The organism is Vibrio sp. 2132-1 (assembly GCF_033344315.1).
Map to the genome: position 1 here is coordinate 1 of NZ_JAWPON010000893.1, position 508 is coordinate 508.

1 pseudogene is annotated in these 508 nt (G+C 47.2%); it reads left to right on the forward strand.

The annotated features are described in order from the left end of the window. Positions 1 to 419: pseudogene (locus R8N47_RS28590) on the forward strand (hypothetical protein); the annotation flags it as partial. Between the last annotated feature and the right edge of the window lie 89 nt (positions 420 to 508).

Here is a 508-nt window from a genome sequence, read left to right on the forward strand (position 1 = left end):
ATGGTTTGGCGTTTGCTTACGTGAGCATTCAAGTGTTTGAACAGCCGAATTGGCCCGCTTCAGCAGCGATGGCAGTGATGATCTTCTTCTTAGGTGCGTCGTTCTCTCAATTGCTGCTTACGATTGCCCGTAGCCGACTACAGGCGTTCCACCGTATTTTACCTGTAACGGGTATTGTGTCTGGCATGCTATTGGTGCTTGCGACTTTATTTTCATCGTACCAATTGGAGGAAGCTACGCTTGCGAGCGCAACGCAGCCGATTTTGATCTCTTTAGCGCTGCTTATCTCTACCATTGTGGTTTGGTGTTGGCATATCTTCACACACAAGGCGCCAGAAAAAGTGCAACTGAGCATTGCTTTGCTGCTTGCTCTTGCTTCCATGACAAGCCTACAAGGTTTGTTTGCTCTGGCTGTTTAGCAGTCTGATAGTGAGTTCACGATCTCGAGTGAGCTCACTTTAAATTCTCCAGATCCTGTCTACGCTGTATGTATATACCCAAGTAACCT